The sequence below is a fragment of the Actinomadura montaniterrae genome, assembly GCF_008923365.1.
Lineage (GTDB): Bacteria > Actinomycetota > Actinomycetes > Streptosporangiales > Streptosporangiaceae > Spirillospora > Spirillospora montaniterrae.
In genome coordinates, this window is the sequence record NZ_WBMR01000505.1 from 1 (window position 1) to 516 (window position 516).

Sequence of the window (516 nt, forward strand, 5' to 3'; positions counted from 1 at the left end):
CTTCGTCACCGCGTCCCCCGCCCCTCGGCGCTCGCCCCGCCGTGGCCGCCGCCCCGCGTCACGGCCGGCCGCTCCCGGTCCCGGTCCCCCGCGCCGCGGTGTTCCCGTGCCCCGAGCCGTTCCCCTGCGCCGATCCGTTCCCCTGCGCCGAGCCGTTGCCGTGTGCGGAGCCGTTGCCCTGCGCGGAGCCTCCGGAACCGGTCGCGCCGGACGGCACCGGGACCCCGTCGCCCGGCACCACGGTGCCGGGCACGCCCAGGACGGCCGCCGCACCGGCGGACGCGGTGGCCGACTGCGGGACCGGCCGCAGCCCGCCCGCGCTCGTCTTGCCGGTGCCGGGGAAGTAGAACCGCGGGTACTTGTTCTGGACCATGCCCTGCGCCTCGGCCTTGCGCGCCAGGTTCTGCGGCGAGTTCTCCTCCTCGTTCTGCGCCTGCAGCTCCTGGCCCTGCTGGTCGAGCTCCTTGTTCTGCTGCTCGAGCTTGCTGAGCGTGAAGGCGTCCTTCGCCAGGACGG

At 76.0% G+C, this 516-nt stretch carries 1 pseudogene; it reads right to left on the minus strand.

The window, feature by feature from the left end:
* Positions 1-58: 58 nt before the first annotated feature.
* Positions 59-516, minus strand: a pseudogene (locus F9B16_RS52205) (hypothetical protein); the annotation flags it as partial.